Origin of the sequence: Sphingomonas naasensis, from assembly GCF_004792695.1 — a bacterium.
Classification (GTDB): domain Bacteria; phylum Pseudomonadota; class Alphaproteobacteria; order Sphingomonadales; family Sphingomonadaceae; genus Sphingomonas; species Sphingomonas naasensis.
In genome coordinates this window covers 1-20,530 of sequence record NZ_SRXU01000007.1, presented here as the reverse complement: position 1 = coordinate 20,530, position 20,530 = coordinate 1, and the positions used below count along the sequence as shown (strand labels likewise).

The following is a 20,530-nucleotide window of genomic DNA, read 5'->3' as shown; positions in this document are numbered from 1 at the left end:
TTCATCAAATATCCAGCGCCCAGCCGTCGCGGCCCTTGGGGTCGGGTGGCGTGCTCGGCACATAGCGGACCGCGCCGGCCTGCAGCCGCAGAATCGTCCAGTCGCCGCGGCGGTCGACTTCCGCAAGCGTGCAGCCGCAGCCTGCGAACGCCGCCACCACTTGCTCGCGCTGGGTCTCGAGCAATCCCGCGAGCACGATCGTCGCATCCGCATCGGCAATCGCAGCCAGCTCGGGCGCCATCGACACCAGCGGCCCGGCGAGGATGTTGGCGATGACGAGATCATAGGGGGCTCGCGCGGTGATCGCGTCGCTCAGCGCACCATCGGCGACGATCAGCGCGATCCCCGCAATCGCGTTGGCCGCCGCATTTTCCCGCGTCACGTCGATCGCCGACGGATCGATATCGGTCGCGACGATCTTCGCATCAGGCCAGAGCTCGGCTGCGGCGAAGGCGAGCAGCCCGGTACCGGTGCCGACATCGATGACGTTGCCGAAGCTTTGGTCGGCCATCGCATCGAGCATGCGCAGGCAGCCCGAGGTCGTGGCATGGTGCCCCGTGCCAAAGGCGCGCCCCGCGTCGATAAGGAAGGCGCGCCCCCCTTCGGGTACATCGACCGGGTGCGCGCTGGTGTGCACCACGAAGCGTCCCTCGCGGATCGGCTCGAGCCCCTGCTGGCTCATCGCCACCCAGTCCTCGTCGGTCAGCGCCTCGATCACCGGCGCGACTCCCGCCGCGCTCGGCACCAGCGCGCGCAGCGCCGCGAGCATCGCCGCATCGGGCTCGTTCTCGGTATAGGCGTCGAGCCGCCAGCGCTCGACATCGTCCTCGACTTCCTCGGTGGTCATCAGCACCGCGTCGATCGCGAGATCGTCGCCGGCGTCGATCGCCTCGGCCTCGGCGCGGGTGCAGGGGAAGCTGGTCTTCCAGCTGTCGATTTCAGCGGACATAGCTGGCTCCGTTGATGTCGAGCACCGCGCCGGTCATCGAGGGCGGCGCCTCGAGCGCGCAGAACCGCGCCAGCGTCGCGACTTCCTCGGGGCTGGCGACACGGCCGAGCGGGATGTCGGCGAGCAATTTGTCGCCGCCGCGACTGGCCAGATAATCCTCGGCCATGCCGGTCATGGTGAAGCCCGGGCAGATCGCGAAGGCGAGGATGCCTTGGCTGGCATAGCCGCGCGCGATCGACTTGGTCATGCCGACCATCCCTGCCTTGGACGCGGCATAATGCCAATGCGCGGGGCTGTCGCCGCGATAGGCCGCGCGGCTGGCGATGTTGACGATCCGCCCGGGACGCCCCTCGGCCTGCCAGTGGCGCACCGCGAGACGGCAAAGCTCCGCCGACGCGGTCAGATTGACGCGCATCGTCTTCTCCCAGCCGGCGACCCAATCGTCGTGATCGAGATCGAGCGGATTGCTCTCGAAGATGCCGGCATTGTTGATCAGCACGTCGATCCGGCCGTCGAGCGCGTCGAGCGCGGTGTTCCACAAGGCCTGTGGCGCGGCGGGATCGGTGAAATCGGCCGGGATGCCGCTGCGTGTGCCCTGGCCGACGCAGCGCAACCCTTCGCCGTGCAGCGCGCCGGCGATCGCCGCGCCGATTCCGCGGCTGGCGCCGGTGAGAAGAATGTTGGTCATGGCCCGCCCTAGCCCGAAGGCCGGGGCGGCGCCAAGATCAGGCGGCGACCGAGGTCGAGAAGGTTTCGGCCGCGGCGCGTAGCTGGTTCAGGCGATCGTCGACTTCGGCGACGTCGTGCTGGAGCGTGTCGATCTCGCTGGTCACCGTCTTGGTGTCCTCGCGGATCGCGCCGATCGTCGCCGACATCGAGTCGGCGGCGAGCGCGGTCTCGTCGACCGCCGCGGTAATCGCGGTCACGGTCTGCGCCTGGACTTCCATCGCCGCGCGGATGCGAATCGCGCTTTCCTGCACTTCGCTCACCGTCTCGCGGATCGAGGCGTTGGTCTCGACCGTGCCGCGCGTCGCCGACTGGATCGAGGCGATCTTGGCGGCGATGTCGTCGGTCGCCCGTGCGGTCTGGCTGGCGAGGCTCTTCACTTCCTGCGCGACCACCGCGAAGCCGCGGCCGGCATCGCCCGCGCGTGCCGCCTCGATCGTCGCGTTGAGCGCGAGCAAATTGGTCTGCCCGGCGATGTCGCGGATCAGCCCGAGGATCGATTCGATCGACTTGGCGTGATCGCTGAGCATTTCGGACATGCCCACCGCGGCGCCCGCCTGGCTCGACGCGCGCGTAGCGATGTCCGCCGCCGCCTCGACTTCGTTGCGGGCTTCCTCGATCGCACGGATCAGCCCGGCGGCGGTCTGCGCCGCCTCGCGCATCGCCACGGCCGATTGCTCGGCCGCCGCGGCGACTTCCGAAGCCTTGCCGAGCATGCCGCGGGCCGAACTCGACGCGCCCTGCGCCTGGACGCGGATGCGGTTGCCCAGTGCAGTCGCGCCTTCGATCGATTCGCTGATGCTCGCGCGGAACCGCGCCGAGCTGTCGCGCCGTTCCTCGCTGACATGCGCCGCGTCGGTGGCGCCGAGATGGCCGGCCATCAGATCGGCCTCGGCCATCGCCAACCGCTGGACGACGTCGCAATAGCGGCCGAGCTGCTCGGCATCGGTCACCTTGGCGCGCAGCACGCCCATCGTCGCGCTGTGCGCATAGGCGAAGGAAGCGAGCACCGCGGGCAGCGGCACGCCGCCCTTATAGGTCTGCGCGGCATAGCCGCACGCCATCTCGACCCATTCCTCGGTGAAGGGATGACCGAATTTCAGCTTCGCGTAGCGCGCCCCGATCTTCACCTGCTCCTCGAAGACGCGCTGGTCCTCGAAGGTGGCGCGCATCGGCGCGCTGGCGTCCATGCTCAGGAAATGCTTCCAGAAGGCCCGCGCGATCTCTTCGTGATGGCCTTCGAGCAACTCGCTGATCTCGACACAGGCCGGCAGCACCGTCCCGTCCCAATCATATTCCCGCCGATGTTCGTCGACCGAGCGGGTACCCCCGCTCCAACGTCCCGGTTCGCGCCGTCCCACCATCTTATGCTCTCCTAGGCCGCGACTTTCGACACGAAGTCGCTGGCGCTGAACTTGAGGGTGCCGAGCTGGCTATCGAGCGCGGCGAAACCCTGCCCCACCCGGTCGATTTCCGAAGCGACTGCCTCGGTATCCTCGCGGATCGCGCCGATCGTCGCCGACATCGAATCGGCGGCGAGCGCGGTCTCGTCGACTGCCGCGGTGATCGCGGTCACCGTCTGCGCCTGCACTTCCATCGCGGTGCGGATGCGGTTGGCGCTTTCCTGCACCTCGCTCACCGTCTCGCGGATCGAGGCATTGGTCTCGACCGTCGAGCGCGTCGCCGACTGGATCGAGGCGATCTTGGCGGCGATGTCGTCGGTCGCCCGCGCGGTCTGGCTGGCGAGGCTCTTCACTTCCTGCGCGACCACCGCGAAGCCGCGGCCGGCATCGCCTGCGCGTGCCGCCTCGATCGTCGCGTTGAGCGCGAGCAGATTGGTCTGCCCGGCGATGTCGCGGATCAGCCCGAGGATCGATTCGATCGACTTGGCATGGTCCGAGAGCATCTCCGACATGCCGACCGCGGCGCCCGCCTGGCTCGATGCGCGCGTCGCGATGTCCGCCGCCGCCTCGACCTCGGTACGCGCATCCTCGATCGCACGGATCAGCCCGGCGGCGGTCTGCGCCGCCTCGCGCATCGCCACGGCCGATTGCTCGGCCGCCGCGGCGACTTCCGAAGCCTTGCCGAGCATGCCGCGGGCCGAGGCCGACGTGTGCACCGCCTGGACGCGGAGCTGGTCACCCTCGCGCGAGGCATGCTCGACGGTCATCCCGATCGAATCGCGGAAGTCGGCGGCGAGCCGGTCGCGCGCGGTCTGCGAGCTATGCTCGCGATACATGTTGTAGATCTCGACGGTGATGTCGCCCTCGAGCGCCGAGAGGCGCATCAGCGTGTCGATCAGCCCCGCGAGGCGCGAATCGTCCGAGCCGACGCGGCGCATCAGCACCTGCAGCGCAGCGCGGTCGCTCGCGCTGATCATCGAGAGCAGCGCCATCGGCGGCACGTCGGCAGCATAGGCCGCGGCGACCGAGCGCTCGATCGATTCGAGCCAGGCATTGCCCTGCAGATCGAGGAAGCGGTTCCGGAGGAACACCACCCCGACATCGATCATCTTGGCGGTATCGTCGGTCGCCCAATTGCGCTCGTCGGCGAAGCAATGCAGCCATTGCTGCCAATAGGCTTCGGACACCGAACGGATCTCGGGCTCGAGCGTCTGCCACGCCTCACGGCTCGATTGCACCAGCGATCCCTCGACATCGAACACGCGCAGCCTTGCGCGAATGTCGATGCGGGCGCTCATCGTGCCGGGTGCGGGCAAGTCGTTGGTCGATACCACCGTATTGGGTCCCCTTGCGCGGCCGCGGGGAACTCTCGGCCGCTATTCCTCCCCGCTATGCCGCGAGATTGGTTAAGAGGCGGTTAGAACCCGGCACGGGTTGCGCATCGCGACTTGCATCCCCTGCACCGGGGACTAAGGAAGCGGCGTCGACCCGAAAGGAAGTTCCTTGGCCAACGTCCGCAACTCCGCGCGACCGCTCTCGCCGCATCTCTCGATCTGGAAATGGGGCCCCTCGATGGCGGTCTCGATCACCCACCGCGCCACCGGCTCCGGCATGGCGACCGTGGGGACGATCCTGTTCGTCTGGTGGCTCAGCGCGCTGGCTTCGGGACCCGCCGCCTATGCCGCGTTCGTCGATCTGTTCACGCTGAGCTCGGGCAAGCTCAACATCGTCGGCTATGTCTTCGGCATCGGCCTGACGCTGAGCTTCTTCCAGCACATGGCCTCGGGCGTGCGCCACCTGTTCCTCGACGCGGGCGCCAATTTCGAACTCAAGGCCAACAAGCGCACGGCACTCGCGACCTATTTCGTCGCGGTGATCCTCACCGCGGGCTTCTGGGCCTTCCTGCTGGAGAAGAGCAATGGGTAATGGCACCAGCATCGGCCGCGTCCGCGGCCTCGGTTCGGCGCACGAAGGTTCGCACGGCTGGTGGCACCACAAGATCAGCGCGGGATCGAACCTGATCCTCGTCCTGTGGTTCCTGATCTCGCTGGCGCTGCTGCCCGCTTATGATTCCGCGACGCTCGCCGCATGGATCGCGCAGCCGCTCGTAGCGGTGCCGCTGATCCTCCTCGTCGTCAGCGTCTTCTATCACTTTCACCACGGCCTCACCGTGGTGATCGAGGACTATCAGCACGATCACACGCGCTTCGTGCTGCTGCTCCTCCTGAAGTATTTCACCATCGCGACCGCCACGCTGGCGATCTTCTCGATCCTCAAGGTCGCCTTCACCGCCGGAGCCGCGCTCTGATGTCCGCCGCGTACAAGATCATCGATCACAGCTATGACGCCGTCGTCGTCGGTGCCGGCGGCTCGGGCCTCCGCGCGACGATGGGCTGCGCCGAGGCAGGCCTCAAGACCGCGTGCATCACCAAGGTGTTCCCGACGCGCAGCCACACCGTGGCGGCGCAGGGCGGCATCGCGGCGAGCCTCGGCAACAACAGCCCCGATCACTGGTCGTGGCACATGTTCGACACCGTCAAGGGTTCGGACTGGCTCGGCGACCAGGACGCGATCGAATATATGGTCCGCGAGGCGCCCGCCGCAGTCTATGAGCTCGAGCATGCCGGCGTGCCGTTCAGCCGCAACGACAATGGCACGATCTACCAGCGCCCGTTCGGCGGCCATATGCAGAATATGGGCGAAGGCCCGCCCGTCCAGCGCACCTGCGCCGCGGCGGACCGCACCGGCCACGCGATGCTCCACGCGCTCTACCAGCAGAGCCTGAAGTACGACGCCGACTTCTACGTCGAATATTTCGCGCTCGACCTGATCATGGAAGACGGCAAGTGCCGCGGCGTGATCGCGCTCTGCATGGAAGACGGCAGCATCCACCGCTTCCGCAGCCATGCCGTGGTGCTCGCCACCGGCGGCGGCGGCCGCGTCTACCAGTCGGCGACGTCGGCGCACACCTGCACCGGCGACGGCAACGGCATGGCATTGCGCGCGGGCATCGCGCTGCAGGACATGGAATTCGTCCAGTTCCACCCGACCGGCATCTACGGGGCCGGCGTGCTGATCACCGAGGGTGCGCGCGGCGAGGGCGGCTACCTCACCAACTCCGAGGGCGAGCGCTTCATGGAGCGCTATGCGCCGAGCGCGAAGGACCTCGCCTCGCGCGACGTCGTCGCCCGCTCGATGGCGATGGAGATCCGCGAAGGCCGCGGCGTCGGCAAGGAGAAGGATCACATCTTCCTTCACCTCAACCATATCGACCCGAAGATCCTGCACGAGCGCCTGCCCGGCATCACCGAGACCGGCAAGATCTTCGCCGGCGTCGACCTGACCCGCCAGCCGCTGCCGGTGGTTCCGACCGTTCACTATAATATGGGCGGCATCCCGACCAACTATCACGGCGAAGTCGTCCATCTGAAGGACGGCAACCCGGACAGCGTCGTCCCCGGCCTGTTCGCGGTCGGCGAGGCGGCGTGCGTCTCGGTGCACGGCGCCAATCGCCTCGGCTCGAACAGCCTCATCGATCTGGTCGTGTTCGGCCGCGCGACGGGTCTCCGCCTCAAGGAGATCCTCAAGCCCAACACCAAGCACGACGCGCTGCCGGCCAATTCGGAGGAGTTCGCGCTCACCCGGCTCGATCACTTCCGCAACGCCAAGGGCGCGAAGCCGACCGCGCAGATCCGCGCCGACATGCAGAAGACCATGCAGCGCCATTGCGCCGTGTTCCGCGACAGCGCGCTGCTGGCGGAAGGCGTCACGCATATGGACGCGGTCTATCAGGGCTTCCAGGACGTCGGCATCTCGGACCGCTCGCTGATCTGGAACACCGATCTGGTCGAGACGCTCGAGCTCGACAATCTGATCGGCCAGGCCGTGGTGACGATCCAGTGCGCCGCCAACCGCAAGGAAAGCCGCGGCGCGCACATGCACGAGGACTTCCCCAACCGCGACGACGCGAACTGGATGAAGCACACCGTCGCGACCTTCGACGGCTGGGGCGGCAAGGGCGGCGCGGTGTCGATCGACTACCGCCCGGTGCACGACTACACGCTCACCGACGAGATCGAGTACATCAAGCCGAAGAAGCGGGTGTACTAAGACAGGTCTTCGCCGGCTCCAGCGACAAGGTGATCACGGCAGGCTTGTCTGCCTCGCGCCGTGCAGTGCACGATTTCTGGCGCGCCGGGAGTCGGCCTGCTTGACAGCTGTCGCCACCGCCCCAGATTGAAGCCCTGTTCGGCGAAGGGGTGGCTGATGCGATTGCCTGTCGGTCTGCGCGTGTTCGCGGTCCTGCTGCTGCCCGTAGCGATCACCGCTTCGGCCGCGGGCCAGTCGGGCGCCCGGCAAAGCGACAATCCACCGCGGCACACCACCGACTGGCCCAATTTGCCCGATGGCGGAAGCCCGCTCGGGCCGCATCTCGAACGCGGACGTCCGGCGAGCTGGGAGCTCGACCAGCAACGCAGGCTGACCGCGGCGCTCGCCGCGCTGCGGCCGCAGCGCAAGGGTGTGATCGACGCCTATATCGTCGCGGCCGCGCTCGACAGCGATCCGGTGTTCGGGCGCGAGGCGCGCGAGGCGGGCAAGGTGCTGTCGCGCCGCTACGACGCCGTCGGGCGGAGCATCGTCCTTGCCGGCGCCGATGGCCGCGGCCCCAGCGCGCTGGCCATGGGCACGCCGCGTTCACTCGCTCTCGCGCTGGCACGCGTCGCCGCGGTGATGGACAAAAGCGAGGACGTGCTCGTCCTGTACCTCACCAGTCACGGCGCGCAGGTCGGTATCGCCTATCATGACGGCGACGAGGGTTTCGGGCTGATCACTCCGCGCCGCTTCGCCGCGCTGCTTGACGATCTCGGAATCCGGAAGCGCGTGCTGATCCTCAGCGCCTGCTATTCGGGTATTTTCGTCCCCGTCCTGACCAGCGACGACACTGCCCTGCTCACCGCGGCCTCCTCGGATCGCACTTCGTTCGGCTGCCGTGCCGAGAATGACTGGACGTTCTTCGGCGACGCGCTGGTCAACCACGCGCTGCGCAAGCCCCAGTCGCTCGGCGATGCGCTGGTCGAGGCGCGCGAGACGATCAGCGATTGGGAGATGTCGAACCGACTGCCCGCGTCGAATCCGCAAGTGACGGTCGGCGAAGGCGTCGAGGCCTGGCTCGCGCAGCTCGAGGCGCGGATGCCCAAAACCGCTACCGCTCCGGTCGGCGCGCCGGCGACCGACGCGCTCAAGCCCTGACTGCGGGAACCGCGGACGCCGGTGACGGTTGCGCAGGCGATGACCGACACGCCCGAAAATCGCGCCGCGCGCTATCCGCTGCTCAGCCAGCCGCACATCCTGCTCCACGGCACGGTGGACCATGGCATGTACGAGAGCTTCCGCCAGCAACTCGGCAACGCGCCCGCCGAGGGGACGCTGGTCGTCGCGCTGTCGACGCTGGGCGGCGATCCCGAAGTCGCCCGGCTGATGGGCGACGAGCTGCGCCTGCTGCGTGACTATACCGGCCGCGAGACGCTCTTCCTCGGCAAGGTCGCGGTCTATTCGGCAGGCGCCACCTTCATGGCAACCTTCCCGGTCGACAAGCGCTTCCTCACCCGCGGCACGCGGATCATGGTCCATGAGCGGATCCTGACCAAGACCGTCAATCTCTCGGGCCCGCTGCGCAGCGTGGTGGCGGGGCTCAAGGCCGATCTCCACGAGATCGAGGAATCGGTGCGGATCGAGGAGGAGGGATTTCGCGACCTCGTCGCCGGATCGAAGATCCGCTTCGACGAGGTCCGCGAGCGCGCGCCGTCGAACTGGTATATCGAGGCCGAGGAGGCGCGCGACCTCGGCCTCGTGCTCGATCTGATCTAGGCGGTGGTTCCGCCGTCGACGTCGATCGTCGTGCCGGTGATGTACGACGCGTCGTCGCTGGCGAGGAACGCGGCGAGCGCGGCAACTTCCTCGCCGCGGCCATAGCGGCCGAGCGGGATCGTCGGCAGCAACTGCGCGGCCATCTCGCCGTCCTTGGGGTTCATGTCGGTATCGATCGGCCCGGGCTGGATGACGTTGACGAGGATGCCGCGCGGCGCGAGATCGCGCGCCCAGCCACGGGCGAGGCCCTGCACCGCCGACTTGCTCGCAGCATAGCTCGCCGCGCCGGGGAACATCGATGCGTCGCCCATCACGCTGCCGGTGATGATCACCCGCCCGCCATCGGCGAGATGCGGCACCGCCGCCACCGTCCCCGCGACCACGCCGTCGACGTTGACCGCGAACACCCGGCGGAAGCTGTCGACGCTCTCCTGATCGACCCCGACAAAGCCCGCCACGCCGGCATTGTGGACGAGGATGTCGATACCGCCCAGCGTCGCCGCGGCTTCGTCGACCGCCGCCTTCACTGCGGCGGGATCGGCGGCATCGGCCTGGATCGCCTTGCCCTTCACGCCCTGCGCCTCGATCGCGGCGACGCTGGCCCTCGCGCCATCATGATTGCCGGCATAGGTGATCACGACATCGGCGCCGTCCTCGGCCAGCCGCTTCGCGATCGCCGCGCCGATTCCGCGCGACCCGCCGGTGACCAGCGCGCGCTTGCCCTGAAGCTTCTTCGACATTGCTCAAATCTCCGGTCCCCAGCCGATCGCTTCGCCGGCTGCCGGGACGAAGCGCAACTTGGGGAGCGGCAAGGATAGTTCAACATTCCCGAACTATGGAAACGACGAAGTGTTTCTATATCGGTGCCATGGATCGCTTGGTGCACCCCGACCTCAAGGACGTCAGCCTCGCGGCCGCGCTGCACGCGCTCGCCGATCCGGTGCGGCTCGACATCGTCGCCAAGCTGGTCGAATGCCCCTGCCTCAACGCCAGCACCGCCTGCGCGCAGGGCACGCCCAAGAGCACGATCTCCAATCACCTGAACGTGCTCCGCGCCGCGGGGCTGATCGAGACCTCGGTCGAGGGGCGCGAACGGATCAACCGCCTGCGCTGCACCGATTTCGATGCCCGTTTTCCCGGGCTGCTCGCCACGGTGCTCGCCAACAAAGCCTGACGCGCGCGCATCCTACGGGGTTGCGCTGCGTTTGCGAAAGGCATAGCCCGCGCAGCGAACACCGTCGCTCAAGGACTCCGAGGAATGGCCGACTTTCGCCTGCCCAAGAACAGCCGCATCACCAAGGGCAAGGACCACAAGGCCGACGCGTCCGCAAGGCGGGTCAAGAAGTTCAAGATCTACCGCTATGATCCCGGTAGCGGGGAGAACCCGCGCTACGACAATTTCGAGATCGATCTCGACGATTGCGGCCCGATGGTCCTCGACGCGCTGATCAAGATCAAATCCGAGCAGGACAGCTCGCTCACCTTCCGCCGCTCGTGCCGCGAGGGCATTTGCGGGTCGTGCTCGATGAACATGGACGGCCGCAACGGCCTCGCCTGCACCACGGCGATCGAGGACATCAAGGGCGACATCCGCATCACCCCGTTGCCGCACATGGACGTGATCAAGGACCTCGTTCCCGACTTCACCCATTTCTACGCGCAGTACAGCTCGATCAAGCCGTGGCTGCAGACCGTGTCGACCACGCCTTCGGGCAAGGAGCGGCTCCAGTCGCCGCAGGACCGCGAGAAGCTCGACGGCCTGTACGAGTGCATCCTGTGCGCCTGCTGCTCGACCTCGTGCCCGAGCTATTGGTGGAACAGCGACAAGTTCCTCGGGCCCGCGATCCTGCTCCAGGCCTATCGCTGGCTGGCTGACAGCCGCGACGAGATGACCGGCGAGCGGCTCGACCAGCTCGAGGATCCGTTCCGCCTCTATCGCTGCCACACGATCATGAACTGCGCGAACGTCTGCCCCAAGGGCCTCAATCCCGCCAAGGCGATCGCCGAGATCAAGAAGATGGAAGCCGAGCGCGCCCTTTGAGCGAGTTCGTCGAGCAGCATTTCCGCTACGACGACGATCCCGATCTGCCGGGCTGGAAGCGCTGGCAGATCCTCGACTCCGGCCGCTTCAACAGCTTCATCGGCGCGCTCTCGGTCAAGCGCGAGGAGCGGATCGCGCGCGTCCGCACGACGTTCCGCCACGAACATTCGAATCTGCGCGACCATATCCATGGCGGCGCGCTGGCCGGCTTCATCGACATGGCGCTGTTCGCCGCGGGTCGCAGCTTCGGCGTGCTCAGTGGGCCGGCGTCGACGCTCGACATGTCGATCCAGTTCATCACCGGCGGCGCGATCGGCGTGGCGACCGAGGCGCGTGTCGAGCTGCTCCGCGAGACCGGCCGGCTGCTCTTCCTGCGCGGCGTGGTGGTGCAGGACGAGGTGATGGTCGCCAGCTTCCTCGGCACGATCCGGAAACCGTCGGCCAAATGACACGCCTTTCCCGTATTGCGTCACCCCCGCGAAAGCGGGGGCCCATCTCCGGAAGGCGCAGCGAAATGCATCCGGTGCGCCTGGGGATCGCGCGCGAGATGGGTCCCCGCTTTCGCGGGGATGACGAGGGGCGGCGTTGAGCAAGGTCCTCGCCCGCTACGATGCGCTGGTCGCCGCGGGGGAACTCCGTGCCGATGCCGAACAGGCCGCCGCCGCCGCGCGGCTCGATCGGCTCGCCGAGGAACTCGAGGCCGTGCCGAAGAAAGGCAGCATCCTGTGGCGCGCGCTCGGTCGCGCCCCCGAGCCGCCGCGCGGGGTCTATCTGTGGGGCGGCGTCGGTCGCGGCAAATCGATGCTGATGGACCTGCTGTTCGACTGCGTCGACATTCGCCGCAAACGTCGCGTCCATTTCCACGAGTTCATGCTCGAGGTGCACCAGCGGCTCAACCTCGAGCGCCAGAAAAACACCGCCGATCCGGTGGTCGCGGTCGCCGAGGCGATGGCAGAGGACATCCGCCTGCTCGCTTTCGACGAAATGGTGGTCAACAACCCCGCCGACGCGATGATCCTCTCGCGGCTGTTCATCGAGATGATGGGGCATGGCCTGACCGTCGTCGCCACGTCGAACCGCGCGCCGGGCGACCTCTACAAGGACGGGCTCAACCGCCAGCTCTTCCTGCCCTTCATCGCGCTGATCGAAGCCCGAATGGACGTGCTCACGCTCAACGGCCCGGTCGACTATCGGCTCGATCGGCTGGGCAGCATGAAGACCTGGCTGGTGCCCAACGGCCCAGAGGCGACCGCGACGCTCTCCGCTGCCTTTTTCCGCCTCACCGACTATCCGGTCGAGGATGCGGCGCGCGTGCCCGCCTGCGATCTGCCCGTACCTGGCGGCCGCACGATCCATGTCCCGCGCTGCGTGAAGGGCGTCGCGGTCTTCTCGTTCAAAAAGCTGTGCGGCGAGGCGCGCGGCGCGCCTGACTATCTTGCCATCGCGCACCGTTTCCACACCGTCATCCTCGTCGGCATCCCGCGGCTGGGCCCCGAGAACCGCAACGAGGCGGCGCGCTTCGTGACGCTGGTCGACGCGCTCTACGAGAACCGGGTCAAGCTGCTCGCCGCCGCCGATGCGCTGCCCGACGATCTCTACATCGCCGGCGACGGCGCCTTCGAATTCGAGCGCACCGCGTCGCGGCTCCATGAAATGGCGTCCGACGAATATCTGGCCGAGGGCCACGGCGAGCATTAGGCTGACGGCATTGCCCCGGCGAAGGCCGGAGCACAAAGGAGGGCATAATGAGGCTGTTGTCGCGCGTGCTGGTTTTGCTGGCGCTGTTCCTCGCCCCTCCCGCGCTCGCCCAGGCGCTGCTCACCGGCGCCGACATGCGCCCCTCGCAGAGCCTCGATGGCGCGTGGCACTGGTCGGTCGATCCCTATCGCGACGGCAAGGCCGGCTTCCATGGCGGCATGCCCGGCGAGAGCAGCCGGCGCTGGAGCGAGGTCAACCAGGCCGATGCGCTCGAGAAGAATCCGAGCGCGCTCTACGAATTCGACATGCAGCGCTCGCCGGTGGTCCACCTTCCCGGCAGCTGGATCGGCCACGCCGCCGAGATGCGTTATTATCAGGGGCTCGTCTGGTACCAGCGTAACTTCGAAGCGCGCAAGCCCGCGCCCGGCACCCGCGTGTTCCTGCGCTTCGGCGCCGCGGATTATACCGCCGACGTCTATCTCAACGGCAAGTCGGTCGGCAACCATCGCGGCGGCTTCACCCCCTTCGTCTTCGACGTGACCGAGTTGCTCCGCGACGGCAGCAACCAGATCACCGTCGGCGTCGATTCCGCGCGCACCGACGACGACGTTCCCCCGCCGGTCACCGATTGGGAGACCTATGGCGGCATCACGCGTTCGGTGACGCTGATCACCGTGCCCGAGACCTTCGTCGACAATGCATGGGTTCGCCTCGGCCGCGACGGGCGCATCCATGCCGATATCCGGATCTATGGCAGTCAGGCGTCGAACCGCGATTTCAGCGTCCGCATCCCCGCGCTCGGCCTCACGCTCTCGGGCAGAACCGGTCAGGACGGCCAATGGACCGGCAGCGCCCCCGCCCCCCGCGCCCTCAAGCGCTGGTCACCCGAAGCGCCGACGCTCTACGACGTCGAGACCGCGTCGGGCGACGACGTGCTTCGCGACCGTATCGGCTTTCGCACGATCGAGACCCGCGGCACGCAGATCCTGCTCAACGGCAAGCCCGTTTTCCTGCGCGGCATCTCGATGCACGAGGAGGAACTCGGCAACAATCCGATCCGCGCGATCACCCCCGCCGCCGCCCGCGCATTGCTCACCGAGATCAAGCTCGGCCTCAACGGCAACTTCGTCCGCCTGGCGCACTATCCGCACAGCGAAGTGATGACGCGGATGGCCGACGAGCTCGGACTGCTCGTGTGGAGCGAGGTTCCCGTCTATTGGCGCGTCAATTGGGAAAACCCGAAGACGCTCGCCGACGCCCGCACGCAGCTGCGCGAGAACATCCTGCGCGACCGCAACCGCGCCTCGATCGCCTTGTGGAGCGTCGCCAACGAAACCCCGGTCGGCGACGCGCGCAATGCGTTCCTGCGCACGCTGATCGCCGACGTCCGCGGGTTCGACGACAGCCGGCTGGTCACCGCGGCCTTGCTCAGCAAGCGCGAGGGCAAGGTGATGAGCATCGACGACCCGCTGGTCGCCGATCTCGATGTGATGGCGATCAACACCTATAACGGCTGGTACTCGCAGGACCCGCTCGCCGATCTGCCCGGGTTCGAATGGCGCTCGCCGACGGACAAGCCGCTGATCTTCTCTGAATTCGGCGCCGATGCCCAGGCCGGCTATCACGACGCCGCCAGCCGGCCGCACAAGTTCAGCGAGGAATTCCAGGCCGAGTATTTCCGCCAGACGCTGGCGATGGCTGCCAAGGTGCCCTTCCTCGCCGGGATGAGCCCGTGGCTGCTCAAGGATTTCCGCTCGCCGCGCCGCCAGCATCCGGTGTTCCAGCAGGGCTGGAACCGCAAGGGACTGATCTCGGAAACCGGCGCACGCAAACAGGCGTTCTATGTGCTCGCGGAGGAATATCGCCGCCGCGCCGGGTCCAACCGCTGACCCGCGCCGGCGTGCGCGTCGCTTATTGCACTTGCGAATTAGTCGCAAAGATAATCCGGATCTACAGCGATTCCCGGGTTGCGACCCTCCTATCATGGGTCTAAGCCGCCCCGGATTTCAGGGCGCCCCAGTTGCGTCTGCGGCTGCTTGACTACGCTAAGGAGATTCCATGGCCCGCAAGAAGATCGCGCTGATCGGCGCCGGTAACATCGGCGGCACGCTCGCCCATCTCGCAGCACTCAAGGGCCTTGGCGACATCGTCCTGTTCGACGTCGTCGAAGGCGTGCCGCAGGGCAAGGCGCTCGACCTCAGCCAGTGCGGCCCGGTCGAGGGCTTCGACGCAAAGATCATCGGCTCGAACGACTATGCCGATATCGCCGGTGCCGATGTGATCATCGTCACCGCCGGCGTCGCCCGCAAGCCGGGCATGAGCCGCGACGACCTGCTCGGCATCAATTTGAAGGTGATGAAGGCGGTCGGCGAAGGTATCGCCGCCAACGCCCCCGACGCGTTCGTAATCTGCATCACCAACCCGCTCGACGCGATGGTCTGGGCGCTGCGCGAATTCTCGGGTTTGCCCCACCAGAAGGTTGTCGGCATGGCCGGCGTGCTGGATTCGGCGCGCTTCAGCCACTTCCTCGCCGACGAGTTCAAGGTCTCGGTCAAGGACGTCACCAGCTTCGTGCTCGGCGGCCACGGCGACACGATGGTCCCGGTAATCGAATATTCGACCGTCTCGGGCATCCCCGTCCCCGACCTGATCGAGATGGGCTTCTCGACGAAGGAGCGCATCGACGCGATCGTCCAGCGCACCCGCTCGGGCGGCGGCGAGATCGTCGGCCTGCTCAAGACCGGCTCGGCCTTCTATGCGCCGGCGACCTCGGGCATCGCGATGGCGGAGAGCTATCTCTACGACCAGAAGCGCGTCCTGCCCGCCGCGGCGCACCTGACCGGCCAGTACGGCGTCGACGATCTCTATGTCGGCGTGCCCGTGATCATCGGCGCCGGCGGTGTCGAGAAGGTGGTCGAGATCAAGCTGAACGACGAAGCCAAGGCCAACCTTTCGGTCTCGGTCGACGCTGTCAAGGAACTGCTCGTGGCGTGCAAGGGCATCGATAGCTCGCTGAATTGACAATCTAAAGGAGTGAACTCCACCCCGGCGAAGGCCGGGGCCCAGTTGCGGAGCGGCCGCGATGGAAGACAAGGGCTATGTCTACATCATGGCGAGCGGGCGAAATGGCACGCTCTACACCGGCTCCGCGTTCGACCTTGCCAAGCGTGCCTGGGAGCACCGCAATGGCGTGGTCGACGGGTTCACGAAGAAGTACGGGTGCAAGTTGCTCGTCTGGTACGAGCCGCATTCGAGTTTGGAAGCCGCGCGTCAACGCGAGCGGCCAATGAAGGAGTGGCAGCGCGCTTGGAAGTTGCGAGAGATCGAAGGGATGAACCCCGAATGGGAAGATCTTTACGACCGCATCGCGACACCTTGAGCGCTTCCAGACTGGGCCCCGGCCTTCGCCGGGGTGAGCAGGTTTAGAAGGAACGGCGGACCGATGAGCATCCTCGTCAACAAGAACACCAAGGTCATCACCCAGGGCATGACCGGTGAGACCGGCAGCTTCCACACCAAGGCGGCGCTCGAATACGGCACGCAGATGGTCGGCGGCGTGACGCCGGGCAAGGGCGGCACCGAGCATCTCGGCCTGCCGGTGTTCGACACCGTCGCCGAAGCCAAGTCGAAGACCGGCGCCGACGCGTCGGTGATCTACGTCCCGCCGCCCTTCGCCGCGGACTCGATCCTCGAGGCGATCGACGCCGAGATCCCGCTGATCGTCGCGATCACCGAGGGCATCCCGGTGCTCGACATGGTCCGCGTCAAGCGCGCGCTGACCGGCTCGAAGTCGCGGCTGATCGGCCCGAACTGCCCCGGCGTTCTCACCCCCGGCGAATGCAAGATCGGCATCATGCCCGGCAGCATCTTCTCCAGGGGCTCGGTCGGCGTCGTCTCGCGCTCGGGCACGCTCACCTATGAGGCGGTGTTCCAGACCACCAATGCCGGGCTCGGCCAGACCACTGCGGTCGGCATCGGCGGCGATCCCGTCAACGGCACCAACTTCATCGACGTGCTCGAGCTGTTCCTCGCCGACGAGGCGACCCAGTCGATCATCATGATCGGCGAGATCGGCGGCGACGCCGAGGAGCAGGCCGCACAGTTCCTGATCGACGAGGCGAAGAAGGGCCGCAAGAAGCCGATGGCGGGCTTCATCGCCGGCCGCACCGCGCCTCCGGGCCGCCGCATGGGCCATGCCGGCGCGATCGTGTCGGGCGGGAAGGGCGATGCCGAGAGCAAGATCGCGGCGATGGAAGCTGCCGGCATCCGCGTCTCGGCCAGCCCCTCGCTGCTCGGCGAGACGCTGGTCGAAGTGTTGAAGGGTTAAAAATCCCGCTCCCGCCGGGAGCGGGAGGGAGCCACCGAAGGTGGCGGAAGGGTGAGGGCAGCCCCACCTTTCGACCCTCACCCTCCCACTCGGCTTCGCCGAGCGGGCCCCTCCCTCTCCCGGTGGGAGAGGGAAAAGAAGGAAGAAGATGATGGGCTACGAAGGCCTGGATTTCGAGCAGATCGCCGGCGGGGTGAGCCCCGCCTTCATCGAGACGCTGTATCGCCGTTACAAGGCCGACCCCAATGCGGTCGAAGCCGGCTGGCGCCAGTTCTTCGAAGGCCTCGACAACACCGCCTCGGGCCCGAGCTGGGCCAATCCGCGCTGGCCGCTGACCGAGACCGACGCGCTCACCGCCGGGCTCGACCCGACCCAGATGGAGCCCGCGCCCAAGCCCGCCAAGGGCGGCGCCCCGGCACCCAAGGCTGCGGCGCCGGCGGCGTCCGAAGCCGATATCGTCAAGGCCGCGGGCGATTCGATCCGCGCGATGCTGCTGATCCGCACCTATCGCGTGCGCGGCCATCTCGCCGCCAATCTCGATCCGCTCGGCATCGCGCGGCAGGATCTGCCCGCCGACATGACGCCCGAATATCACGGCTTCACCGGCGCCGATCTCGATCGCCCGATCTATCTCGGCGGCGTGCTCGGCCTCGAAAAGGCGACCGTGCGCGAGATCGTCGCGATCCTGCAGGCCAATTACTGCGGCAATGTCGGCCTCGAATATATGCACATCGCCGATGTCGAGGAGCGCCGCTTCCTTCAGGAGCTGATGGAGGGCAAGGACAAGGCGATCCAGTTCACGCCCGACGGCAAGAAGGCGATCCTCTCCAAGGTGATCGAAGCCGAGCAGTGGGAACGCTTCCTCGGCAAGAAATATGTCGGCACCAAGCGCTTCGGGCTCGACGGCGGCGAAGCGATGATCCCCGCGCTCGAGGCGGTGATCAAATATGGTGGCCAGCTCGGCATCCGCGAGATCGTCTATGGCATGGCCCATCGCGGCCGTCTGAACGTCCTCGCCAACGTGATGTCGAAGCCGTTCCGCGTGATCTTCCACGAGTTCGGCGGCGGCTCGGCCAATCCCGACGACGTCGCCGGATCGGGCGACGTGAAGTATCACCTCGGCACCAGCACCGACCGCGAGTTTGACGGGATCAGCGTCCATATGTCGCTGGTCGCCAACCCATCGCATCTCGAGGCGGTCGACCCGGTCGTCCTCGGCAAGGTTCGCGCGCTGCAGACGCTGCGCAGCGATCTCGCCGAGCATGAGCAGGTGCTTCCGGTCCTGATCCATGGCGACGCCGCGATGGCCGGCCAGGGCATCGTCTGGGAGTGCCTCGGCTTCTCGGGCATCCGCGGCTACAATACCGGCGGCTGCATCCACTTCGTCATCAACAACCAGATCGGCTTCACGACGAGCCCGCAGTTCGCGCGTTCCTCGCCCTATCCGTCGGACGTCGCCAAGGGCGTCCAGGCGCCGATCCTGCACGTCAACGGCGACGATCCCGAGGCGGTGACCTTCGCGTGCAAGGTCGCGATCGAGTTCCGCCAGAAGTTCAAGCGCGACGTCGTGATCGACATGTGGTGCTATCGCCGCTTCGGCCATAACGAAGGCGACGAGCCCAGCTTCACGCAGCCGCTGATGTACGCCAAGATCAAGCAGCATCCGCCGGTGAGCGAGGTCTATGCGAAGCGTCTCGCCGCTGAGGGCGTCGCCGATCAGGGCTTCGTCGACGAGAAGACCCACCAGTTCACCAATCTGCTCGAAGGCGAGTTCGAGGCGGGCAAGTCGTATCTGCCCAACAAGGCCGACTGGTTCGCCGGCCGCTGGTCGGGCCTCGGCGCCCCGGCCGATCCCGAGACCGCGCGGCGCAGCGTCGATACCGGCATCGAGAAGAAGCTGTTCGACAGCCTCGGTCGCACGCTGACCGAGATCCCTGGCGATCTCGAGATCCACAAGACGCTCGGCCGCGTGCTCGACGCCAAGCGCGAGATGTTCAGGTCCGGCGAGAATTTCGACTGGGCGACCGGCGAGGCGCTGGCGTTCGGCGCGCTGCTCTCCGAAGGCTTCGGCGTCCGTCTTTCGGGTCAGGATTCGGGCCGTGGCACCTTCTCGCAGCGCCACGCCGTCTGGGTCGATCAGAAGGACGAGCACAAATATGTGCCGCTCCAGACCATCCCGCACGGATCGTTCGAGGTGCTCGACAGCCCGCTCTCCGAGTACGGCGTGCTCGGCTTCGAATATGGCTATGCCTCGGCCGACCCCAAGGCGCTGGTGCTGTGGGAGGCGCAGTTCGGCGATTTCGTCAACGGCGCGCAGATCATGATCGATCAGTTCATCGCGTCGGGCGAGGCCAAGTGGCTGCGCGCCAACGGGCTCGTGATGCTGCTGCCGCACGGCTATGAAGGCCAGGGTCCCGAGCATAGCTCGGCGCGCCCCGAGCGCTTCCTCCAACTGTGCGCGCAGGACAATATGCAGGTGGTCAACATCACCACCCCGGCGAATTATTTCCACCTGCTGCGCCGCCAGATGCACCGCAACTTCCGCAAGCCGCTGGTGCAGATGACGCCCAAGTCGCTGCTCCGCCACAAGATGGCGGTGTCGAAGGCCGAGGATTTCCTCGGCGACAGCCACTTCAAGCGCATCCTGTCGGACCCCAACGCACCGGCCGATGCCGACGTGAAGCGGCTCGTGCTGTGCACCGGCAAGGTCGCCTATGACCTGATCGAGGCGCGCGACGCGGCGGGCGACAAGAACACCGCGATCGTCAGGATCGAGCAGCTCTATCCCTTCCCGGGCGAGCCGCTCACCGTGCGCCTCAAGCGAATGACCAACCTCGAAGAGGTGATCTGGGCGCAGGAAGAGCCGAAGAACAACGGCTATTGGTTCTTCGTCGAGCCGTTCATCGAACAGTGCCTGATCGACGCGAAGGTCAAGCCGCAGCGCCCGCGCTATGCCGGTCGCGCCGCGGCGGCATCGCCCGCCACCGGCCTGATGAAGCGCCACACCGCCGAGCAGGGGGCGCTCGTCGCCGAAGCGCTCGGCCACAGCGTCCGCGAAGAGATTCGCCGGACCCGGAAGTCGTAATATCCCGTCATCCCGGCGAAAGCCGGGATCTCGGGCGATGAAGTACCACACCAGGAGATCCCGGCTTCCGCCGGGATGACGAGGGTAGACAAGATGGCAGACGTCAAGGTTCCAGTTCTGGGTGAGTCGATCACCGAAGCGACGCTCGGCGAATGGCTCAAGAAACCCGGCGACGCCGTGAAGCTCGACGAGCCGATCGCCAGCCTCGAGACCGACAAGGTCTCGGTCGAGGTTCCCTCCCCCGTCGCGGGCGTGATGGGCGATCAGCTGGTCAAGATCGGCGACACCGTCGCGGTCGGCGCCGTGATCGCCACGGTCGGTGAAGGCGGCGGCGCAGCCGCATCGCCGAGCCCGGCGCCCGCCCCTGCCGCTGCCGAGCCGGCTCCCGCGCCCGCCGCTGCCCCGGCGCCTGCCGCCGGCGACGCCGCCGCCG

20 protein-coding genes are annotated in these 20,530 nt (G+C 67.1%); 15 read left to right on the top strand and 5 right to left on the bottom strand.

Annotated features, from left to right (window positions below; translation table 11 throughout):
* Positions 1 to 4: 4 nt before the first annotated feature.
* Genes E5A74_RS15400 through E5A74_RS15385 form a run of 4 tightly spaced genes read right to left on the bottom strand, consistent with a single transcriptional unit; the run spans position 5 to position 4,376 of the window.
* On the bottom strand, positions 5 to 949 hold the full coding sequence (locus E5A74_RS15400; protein WP_135986519.1) for a 50S ribosomal protein L11 methyltransferase: 945 nt from the start codon (positions 947 to 949) through the stop codon (positions 5 to 7).
* Positions 939 to 1,637 (bottom strand): SDR family NAD(P)-dependent oxidoreductase, encoded by a 699-nt coding sequence (locus E5A74_RS15395; protein WP_135986518.1) that lies wholly within the window; start codon positions 1,635 to 1,637, stop codon positions 939 to 941. The genes E5A74_RS15400 and E5A74_RS15395 overlap by 11 nt, the downstream gene beginning before the upstream one ends.
* Positions 1,638 to 1,674: 37 nt before the next feature.
* Positions 1,675 to 3,039: a methyl-accepting chemotaxis protein gene (locus E5A74_RS15390; protein ID WP_135986517.1), complete on the bottom strand. Its 1,365-nt coding sequence runs from the start codon at positions 3,037 to 3,039 to the stop codon at positions 1,675 to 1,677.
* 11 nt (positions 3,040 to 3,050) lie between these two features.
* Positions 3,051 to 4,376: a methyl-accepting chemotaxis protein gene (locus E5A74_RS15385; RefSeq protein WP_206365895.1), complete on the bottom strand. Its 1,326-nt coding sequence runs from the start codon at positions 4,374 to 4,376 to the stop codon at positions 3,051 to 3,053.
* Between the two features lie 205 nt (positions 4,377 to 4,581).
* Here E5A74_RS15385 and sdhC point away from each other — a divergent pair, with 205 nt between their 5' ends.
* From sdhC to E5A74_RS15360, 5 genes are all read left to right on the top strand, one after another.
* Complete coding sequence (gene sdhC / locus E5A74_RS15380; protein WP_135986516.1) at positions 4,582 to 5,004, top strand: succinate dehydrogenase, cytochrome b556 subunit; 423 nt, start codon at positions 4,582 to 4,584, stop codon at positions 5,002 to 5,004.
* The gene (sdhD, locus tag E5A74_RS15375) at positions 4,997 to 5,386 is read left to right on the top strand and encodes a succinate dehydrogenase, hydrophobic membrane anchor protein (protein WP_135986515.1); all 390 of its coding nucleotides are present in this window, start codon (positions 4,997 to 4,999) and stop codon (positions 5,384 to 5,386) included. Before sdhC ends, sdhD begins: the two co-directional genes overlap by 8 nt.
* Entirely contained in the window at positions 5,386 to 7,188 is a 1,803-nt protein-coding gene (gene sdhA, locus E5A74_RS15370; RefSeq protein ID WP_135986514.1) for a succinate dehydrogenase flavoprotein subunit, read from the top strand. The genes sdhD and sdhA overlap by 1 nt, the downstream gene beginning before the upstream one ends.
* A 156-nt stretch (positions 7,189 to 7,344) precedes the next feature.
* Positions 7,345 to 8,328 (top strand): C13 family peptidase, encoded by a 984-nt coding sequence (locus tag E5A74_RS15365; RefSeq protein WP_135986513.1) that lies wholly within the window; start codon positions 7,345 to 7,347, stop codon positions 8,326 to 8,328.
* Between the two features lie 39 nt (positions 8,329 to 8,367).
* A complete protein-coding gene (locus tag E5A74_RS15360) occupies positions 8,368 to 8,946 on the top strand; it encodes an ATP-dependent Clp protease proteolytic subunit (protein ID WP_135986708.1) in 579 nt (192 codons plus the stop codon).
* Here the strand turns inward: E5A74_RS15360 and E5A74_RS15355 are convergent.
* On the bottom strand, positions 8,943 to 9,686 hold the full coding sequence (locus E5A74_RS15355) for an SDR family NAD(P)-dependent oxidoreductase (RefSeq protein WP_135986512.1): 744 nt from the start codon (positions 9,684 to 9,686) through the stop codon (positions 8,943 to 8,945). The two genes, E5A74_RS15360 and E5A74_RS15355, sit on opposite strands and share 4 nt — an antisense overlap.
* Before the next feature lie 128 nt (positions 9,687 to 9,814).
* Between E5A74_RS15355 and E5A74_RS15350 the strand changes: the two genes are divergently transcribed.
* From E5A74_RS15350 to E5A74_RS15305, 10 genes are all read left to right on the top strand, one after another.
* Entirely contained in the window at positions 9,815 to 10,120 is a 306-nt protein-coding gene (locus tag E5A74_RS15350) for an ArsR/SmtB family transcription factor (RefSeq protein WP_135986511.1), read from the top strand.
* An 84-nt stretch (positions 10,121 to 10,204) separates the two neighbouring features.
* Entirely contained in the window at positions 10,205 to 10,987 is a 783-nt protein-coding gene (locus E5A74_RS15345; RefSeq protein WP_135986510.1) for a succinate dehydrogenase iron-sulfur subunit, read from the top strand.
* Complete coding sequence (locus tag E5A74_RS15340) at positions 10,984 to 11,436, top strand: PaaI family thioesterase (protein WP_135986509.1); 453 nt, start codon at positions 10,984 to 10,986, stop codon at positions 11,434 to 11,436. Before E5A74_RS15345 ends, E5A74_RS15340 begins: the two co-directional genes overlap by 4 nt.
* A 136-nt stretch (positions 11,437 to 11,572) precedes the next feature.
* Positions 11,573 to 12,685, top strand: coding sequence for a cell division protein ZapE (gene zapE / locus E5A74_RS15335; RefSeq protein WP_135986508.1), 1,113 nt, complete (start codon positions 11,573 to 11,575; stop codon positions 12,683 to 12,685).
* A 47-nt stretch (positions 12,686 to 12,732) separates the two neighbouring features.
* Positions 12,733 to 14,574 carry a glycoside hydrolase family 2 protein gene (locus E5A74_RS15330; protein ID WP_135986507.1) on the top strand — a complete coding sequence of 614 codons (1,842 nt, stop codon included), beginning with the start codon at positions 12,733 to 12,735 and terminating at the stop codon, positions 14,572 to 14,574.
* 169 nt (positions 14,575 to 14,743) lie between these two features.
* A complete protein-coding gene (gene mdh / locus E5A74_RS15325) occupies positions 14,744 to 15,706 on the top strand; it encodes a malate dehydrogenase (RefSeq protein WP_135986506.1) in 963 nt (320 codons plus the stop codon).
* 61 nt (positions 15,707 to 15,767) lie between these two features.
* A complete protein-coding gene (locus E5A74_RS15320; RefSeq protein WP_135986505.1) occupies positions 15,768 to 16,064 on the top strand; it encodes a GIY-YIG nuclease family protein in 297 nt (98 codons plus the stop codon).
* A 63-nt stretch (positions 16,065 to 16,127) separates the two neighbouring features.
* Positions 16,128 to 17,012, top strand: coding sequence for a succinate--CoA ligase subunit alpha (gene sucD, locus E5A74_RS15315; RefSeq protein ID WP_135986504.1), 885 nt, complete (start codon positions 16,128 to 16,130; stop codon positions 17,010 to 17,012).
* A gap of 151 nt (positions 17,013 to 17,163) precedes the next feature.
* Positions 17,164 to 20,097, top strand: coding sequence for a 2-oxoglutarate dehydrogenase E1 component (locus E5A74_RS15310; RefSeq protein ID WP_135986707.1), 2,934 nt, complete (start codon positions 17,164 to 17,166; stop codon positions 20,095 to 20,097).
* Positions 20,098 to 20,190: 93 nt separating this feature from the next.
* Positions 20,191 to 20,530: biotin/lipoyl-containing protein (locus E5A74_RS15305; protein WP_338111989.1), on the top strand; the 340-nt coding region annotated here is incomplete at its 3' end.